This window comes from Acidimicrobiales bacterium, assembly GCA_036273495.1.
GTDB lineage: Bacteria > Actinomycetota > Acidimicrobiia > Acidimicrobiales > JAJPHE01 > DASSEU01.
Map to the genome: position 1 here is coordinate 1 of DASUHN010000031.1, position 5,906 is coordinate 5,906.

The window sequence follows — 5,906 nt, forward strand, 5'->3', positions numbered from 1 at the left end:
CCTCGAAGGTCTCGTACCAGCTGGCCGACGGCGGGGCGACCGTGCTCGTCCCCGCCAACCAGGTGTACCAGGAGCGGGTGTCGCTGGCCCAGGCCGGGCTGCCCAGCTCCGGGACCGTGGGCCTGTCGCTGCTCGACAAGGAGGGGCTGACGACCTCGCAGCTGACCCAGCAGGCCGACTACCAGCGGGCCATCCAGGGGGAGCTCGAGAACACGATCCAGTCGATCCAGGGTGTCACCGGCGCTCAGGTGAACCTGGTGATGCCTCCCAACGACGTCTTTGCCGTGTCCAACAACCAGTCGGCCAGCGCCTCGGTGCTCGTGGACATGGCCCCCGGTGCGGTGCTCAAGGACAACCAGGTCCAGGCCATCGTCCACCTCGTGGCCTCGGCGGTCGCCAACCTCGACCCCAAAGACGTGACGGTCGTGGATGGGACCGGGGACATGCTGGCCGGACCCGGCGTGACCGCCGGCGGCGGCCAGGACAGCCAGACCACGGCCTACGACTCGGCCCTGGCCGCCAGCATCAACACCATGCTGGCCAAGGTGGTCGGCGCCGGCAAGGCCGACGTGCGGGTCAACGCCGATCTCAACTTCAACGAGGTCTCGACCACGTCGAAGGCCCTTCAGGTCGGCCCCAACGGCGCGCCGGTGAGCACACCCACCTCGACCTCGACCGACAACGAGAACTTCAACGGCTCGTCCGCAGCGGCGACCGGGGTGGTCGGGTCGCTGCCGGCCGCCTCGGCGTCGAGCCCCAACTCGACCTACACCAAGCAGACGTCGGACTCCTCGTTCGCGACGGGTGAGGTCGATCAGACGGTGACCCAGGCGCCCGGGACCGTGCAGCGGCTCTCGGTTGCCGTGATGGTCGACTCAGGGGTGAAGGGGGTCAACGACGCCTCGCTGCGCCAGCTGGTTTCGGCGGCGGCGGGGCTCCAGCCCGCCCGCGGGGACACGTTGTCGCTGGTCCGGATGCCGTTCTCCAACGCCGCCGCCAACCAGGCCAAGGCCGCCGCCGCCGCCGCCGCTTCAGCCAAGCGCAGCGCCGAGATGATGAACCTGATCAAGAGCGTGGCTCCGGTGCTCATCGTCCTGGTTGCCCTGGCCCTGGTGGCCAAGATGATGCGCCGGCCCCGCTCCTACCCCGTAAGCGTCCGTCCCGCCCTGGCCATCGAGGCCGGTGCCTCCCCCGGTGGGGGGACGCTCTCGGGCGCCGGTACGCCCGGACTGGGCCAGGTGGGCCCGGCGTCGGCCGGCGAGCTGACCGAGCCTCTGGGTGGTGCCGCCCCGGTGCGGGTGGAGGACTTCATCGAGCAGCAGCCCGATCAGGTGGCCCGTCTCCTGCGGGGATGGATGTCCGACAAGGTCGGGAGTGACGGGTGACCACGACCCTGACCGGGCGTCAGAAGGCCGCGGTCGTGCTCGTGCAGCTGGGTGTGGACCGCGCCGCCCGCGTCCTTTCGACCATGAGCGAGTCCGAGGTGATCGACCTCATGGTCGAGGTGGCCGAGCTCCCGCCGCTCGATCCCGACACGGTGCGCGAGATCGTCGGGGAGCTCGTCCGCCATGTCTCGATCGTCACGAGCGTGGCCCAGGGCGGCCCCAACATGGCGCGAGAGCTGCTGATGGCCCGCCTCGGGGCGCGTCAGGCCGACGTGCTCATGGAGCAGATCGCCGGCGGCCACACCTCGCGCGGCCCGCTCTCGTTCCTCGAGAAGGTCGACCCTCATCAGGCGGCAACGTTCCTGGAGGGTGAGCACGCCCAGACCGTGGCCGTGGTCCTGGCCCACCTGCCCGCCGAACGGGCGGCGCCGATCCTCGATGCGCTCTCCGAGGAGCTCCGGCCCGAGGTCGCTCGGCGGCTGGCGACGATGGAATGGGTCTCGCCGGATGCCGTGGGCAAGATCGCCGCCATCCTGCAGCGGCGCCTCGCCGCCCCGGTCGACACCGGGATCTCGCTGCGCCCGGGCGGCATCGACTCGCTGGTCGCCATCCTCAACCACGCCGACCCCGCCGCCGAGCGGCGGATCCTCACCGGGCTCGAGGAGCGCGACGCTCCGTTGGCCGAGGCGGTGCGGAGCAAGCTGTTCGTCTTCGAGGACATCATCACACTGGAGGACCGCGACCTGCAGCGGGTGCTGCGGGAGGTGGAGGCCAAGGAGCTGGCCACCGCTCTCAAGGGCGCGTCGACCGAGGTCCGGGAGAAGATCCTGGCCAACGTCTCCCAGCGGGCCGGAGCCGATCTCGACGAGGAGATCGCCGCCCTCGGCCCCACCAAGCTCTCGACCGTCGAGGCCTCCCAGTCGGGGATCGTCCGCATCATCCGGGAACTCGAGATCACAGGCGAGATCTCGCTCGAGAGGAGCAAGGATGAGGTCGTCCTCTAAGACCTCGCGGGCCAAGGTGCTGAAGGGCGTCGACGTCGAGCCCTACACCCTGGCCGTCGCGCCCGAGGAGCAGACGCCGGCCCCGCCCCCCATCCCGGCGTCGTGGGACGGCCGTGATCGACGGCGCCAGTCCGTGGCGGAGCCCTGGGACGGCCGCGAGCGGCGCTCCGGGCGCGAGGTCGAGGTGGCCCGGGAGGAGTCCTTCCGGGACGGCTACGAGGCCGGCAGGCACGACACCGAGCGGTCGCTCGGCGCGGTCCGCGAGCAGCTCGAGGCCGCGCTGGCGGCCCTGCGCCAAGCCGCGGTCCTGCTCGATGCCCAGCGCGCCGAGTCGATGACGGTGGCCGAGGACGAGGTGGCGGCGTTGGCGTTCAGCGTGGCGGAGGCGGTTCTGCAGCGGGAGCTGCAGCTGGCCGCGGCCCCGGGGCAGGAGGCGGTGGCCCGGGCCCTGGCCCTGCTGCCGGGCGAGGTCGACGTGGTCGTGCGGATGCACCCCGACGACGCCGCGTGCCTCGACGATCCGTCGGACGACAGCCGGCGGGTGGTGATCGTCCCCGATCCCGACATCGAGCGGGGAGGCTGCGTCGCCGACGCCGGGGCCTGCCGCATCGACACCCAGGTCAGCACGGCCCTGGAGCGGGTCCGCCGGGTCCTCTGTGACGGGCAGGTGGGAGCGTGAGCCTGACGGCACTGGCGGCGCGTGCCCACGCCGTGGCTGCGCCCCGCCCCATGGGCCGGGTGAGCCGACTGGTGGGGCTGAATGTGGAGGTCAGCGGCCTCGAGGCGGCGGTGGGGGACGTGGTGCGGATCTACCTGCCCGACCGGGTCCTGGACACCGAGGTGGTTGCCCTGCGCGAGACCGGTCTGGCGTGCATGCCGTTCGGGGACCTGAAGGGCGTGCGCTTCGGCACTCCGGCCGAGGCCCTGGAACGCCCGATGACCGTGCAGGTTGGACCGGCGCTCCTCGGTCGGATCGTGGACGGGCTCGGGCGGCCGGTTGACGGAGGCCCGGCCCTGCACGGCCTGGAGGAGGTCGCGGTGGACGGGGAACCGCCCCACCCCCTCCGCCGGGAGATGGTGGACCGCCAGCTCGGCCTCGGTGTCCGGGTTCTCGACACGATGGTTTCGTGCGGGCGGGGGCAGCGCCTGGGCATCTTCGCGGGGTCCGGCGTCGGCAAGTCCAGCATCCTCTCGATGATCGCCCGGGGCACGCGGGCCGACGTCTCGGTCGTGGCCCTGATCGGGGAGCGGGGCCGAGAGGTGAGCGAGTTCATCCAGCGCGACCTCGGGCCCGAGGGCCTGGCCCGCTCGGTGGTCATCGTGGCGACCGCCGACGCCCCGGCGTTGGTGCGCATCCGGGCCGCCTTCACTGCGACGCGCATCGCCGAGTGGTTCCGCGACGGTGGGGCCGACGTGGTGCTGATGATGGACAGTCTCACCCGCTTTGCCATGGCCCAGCGCGAGGTGGGGCTGTCAGCGGGGGAGCCGCCCGCCACGCGGGGCTACCCGCCGTCGGTCTTTGCCCTGTTGCCGAAGCTGCTGGAGCGGGCGGGGGCGGCCGAGCGCGGCAGCATCACCGGCCTCTACTCGGTCCTCGTCGAGGGCGACGACATGAACGAGCCCATTGCCGACGCGGCCCGTTCGATCCTCGACGGCCACCTGGTCCTGTCCCGCAAGCTGGCCACCGCCGGGCACTTCCCGAGCGTGGACGTGCTCGACTCGATCTCCCGGGTGACGCCGGCCATCACCACTCCCCAGCGCCGGGCGGCGGCCACCGAGCTGCGCCGCCTGATGGCCGCCTACCAGGAGGCGCGCGACCTCGTCGAGATCGGCGCCTACGTGCGCGGCACCAACGCCGACGTTGACCGGGCTCTCGAGCTCAAGGACTTCATCGACGCCTTCCTGCGCCAGGACCTCTCCGAGGTGGCGGACGTCGAGGACTCGTGGGCCCGGCTGGGCGCACTGGTGGGGATCCGGTGAAGCGCTACCGGTTCCGTCTCGAGACCGTGCTACGGGTGCGCCGCCTGGAGGAGGACGCGGCACGTGCCGGGCTGCTGGCCGCCAACCAGGCCGTGGCCCAGGCCTGCGCCGTGCGCGATCGGGCCCTGGCCCACTACCGGGGCCTTCCCGCCGAGCTCGGTCCGAGCAGCACCGCCGACCTGCGCCGCAACCGGCAGCGGGCGGAACTGGCCGCCGCCGTCCTGAGGGCCCGACAGGGGGCGCTGGACGAGGCGGCGCGCGAGGTCGTGCGGGCCCGGGAGCAGTGGATGGAGGCGGCCAGCAGGGTGAAGGTCCTCGAGCGCCTGGACCAGCGCCGGCGCGAGGAGCACCGCCTGGAGGCCGAGCGGGCCGAGACCCGTTTCCTCGACGACGTCGGTGCCCGGTCCCGGGAGGACGCCCGTGTCCACTGACACCCTCCCGGTCCTGGACGGCGTGCGCGCCCAGATCCAGCGCATCCAGTCCCTGACCACGCCGCTGGTGCAGACCACCGTGCCCCCGGGCCAAGGGGCCGGCTCGTTCGCCTCGGTCCTGGACTCGGTCCAGGGCGCCGGGGCCCTGCCGTCGGACCAGCTGGGCGAAGCCTCGCTCACCTCGGACCTCCCTGCGACGGGCGGGGCCACCGGCGACCAGGTCGTGGCCCAGGCCGAGCAGTACCTCGGCGTTCCCTACCAGTGGGGGGGCACCGACCCCTCTACCGGCCTGGACTGCTCGGGGCTGGTCCAGCTGGCGTACGGCCAGCTCGGCGTCCAGCTGCCTCGCACCAGCCAGGAGCAGCAGCAGGTGGGGACACCGGTCGGCTCGGTTGCCCAGGCCCAGCCCGGAGACCTGGTGTTCTACGGCTCGCCCGCCGAGCACGTCGGGATCTACGTGGGCAACGGCCACATGATCGACGCCCCGCACACCGGCACCTCGGTGCGGATCGAGGGAGTCGGGACACCGACCTCGATCCGCCGCATCGTGGGGACCACGCCGTACGCCGGCAACCCGGCCGCGGTGGCCGCCCTTCCCGGCCTGGCCGGCGGGAGTGGAGGGGCCGCCCTGGGATCGGTGCCGCCGACCCTTGCCCCGCTGTTCCTCGCCTCGGCGGCGCGCTACGGCCTCTCACCACAACTGCTGGCAGCCGTCGGCAAGGTCGAATCGGGCTTCAACCCGAATGCGGTGAGCCCGGCAGGCGCCCAAGGCCTGATGCAGCTCATGCCCTCCACGGCGGCGTCCCTTGGCGTCGACCCCCACGACCCCGCCCAGGCCATCGACGGCGCCGCCCGGCTGCTCTCGCAGAACCTGGCCCGGTTCGGTTCGGTGCCCCTTGCAGTGGCGGCGTACAACGCCGGGAGCGGCGCAGTCCAGACCTACGGCGGAATCCCGCCGTTCCCCGAGACCCAGACCTACGTGCAGCGGGTCATGAGCCTGGCCCAAGGAGGAGTGGCGTGATCGCATCGCTGCCTTCGATCCCCTCACCGTCGTCCCCCGCCGACGCCCTGGACGGCGCGCCCGCCTCGGCCGACGGGCCTGGGGG

General features: G+C 72.7%; 6 protein-coding genes. All 6 read left to right on the forward strand.

The features are described from left to right. The coding region (fliF, locus tag VFW24_01360; GenBank protein HEX5265398.1) for a flagellar basal-body MS-ring/collar protein FliF at positions 1-1,385 on the forward strand (1,385 nt) is incomplete at its 5' end. Next, the gene (gene fliG, locus VFW24_01365) at positions 1,382-2,389 is read left to right on the forward strand and encodes a flagellar motor switch protein FliG (GenBank protein HEX5265399.1); all 1,008 of its coding nucleotides are present in this window, start codon (positions 1,382-1,384) and stop codon (positions 2,387-2,389) included. The genes fliF and fliG, both read left to right, overlap by 4 nt. Continuing rightward, positions 2,373-3,068: a FliH/SctL family protein gene (locus VFW24_01370; GenBank protein HEX5265400.1), complete on the forward strand. Its 696-nt coding sequence runs from the start codon at positions 2,373-2,375 to the stop codon at positions 3,066-3,068. The genes fliG and VFW24_01370 overlap by 17 nt, the downstream gene beginning before the upstream one ends. Then, positions 3,065-4,369 carry a FliI/YscN family ATPase gene (locus tag VFW24_01375; protein ID HEX5265401.1) on the forward strand — a complete coding sequence of 435 codons (1,305 nt, stop codon included), beginning with the start codon at positions 3,065-3,067 and terminating at the stop codon, positions 4,367-4,369. The genes VFW24_01370 and VFW24_01375 overlap by 4 nt, the downstream gene beginning before the upstream one ends. After that, positions 4,366-4,800 (forward strand): flagellar FliJ family protein, encoded by a 435-nt coding sequence (locus VFW24_01380; GenBank protein ID HEX5265402.1) that lies wholly within the window; start codon positions 4,366-4,368, stop codon positions 4,798-4,800. Before VFW24_01375 ends, VFW24_01380 begins: the two co-directional genes overlap by 4 nt. Beyond that, on the forward strand, positions 4,790-5,821 hold the full coding sequence (locus VFW24_01385) for a transglycosylase SLT domain-containing protein (GenBank protein HEX5265403.1): 1,032 nt from the start codon (positions 4,790-4,792) through the stop codon (positions 5,819-5,821). The genes VFW24_01380 and VFW24_01385 overlap by 11 nt, the downstream gene beginning before the upstream one ends. The last annotated feature ends 85 nt before the right edge of the window (positions 5,822-5,906 follow it).

Bases quoted from the DNA above. Each gene is read 5' to 3' on its own strand.
- VFW24_01370 (HEX5265400.1), top strand. From the start codon at position 2,373: ATGAGGTCGTCCTCTAAGACCTCGCGGGCCAAGGTGCTGAAGGGCGTC.